This is a genomic window from Bradyrhizobium sp. Kon58 (assembly GCF_055807455.1).
Window position 1 is genome coordinate 1 of record NZ_JBVVOT010000356.1, and the last position, 289, is coordinate 289.

At 57.4% G+C, this 289-nt stretch carries 1 protein-coding gene; it reads right to left on the reverse strand.

Going from position 1 to position 289, the window contains the following annotated elements:
- Window positions 1–289: OsmC family protein (locus tag AC0L20_RS40755; protein WP_473295785.1), on the reverse strand; the 289-nt coding region annotated here is incomplete at both ends.

Below are 289 nucleotides of genomic sequence, written 5' to 3' on the forward strand. Positions count from 1 at the left end.
GGCGTCGAGGTTGTCGACTTCCTCGATCACGAATTCCGGCCCGGCCTGCAGCACTTTTTTCACCGTGCAACGGTCGATGGAGCGCAGGATGCCCTGGCGGTCCTTATCGGAGATGTCCGCTGGCAGCTCGACCTGGATCTTGAAGATCTGGTTGTAGCGGTTTTCCGGGTCGACGATGTTGTTCTGCGACAGGCGAATATGCTCGGTGGGAATATTGCGCGTGGCGCAGTACAACTTCACAAAGTACGCCGCACACAACGCCGACGAAGCCAGGAAGTAATCGAATGGC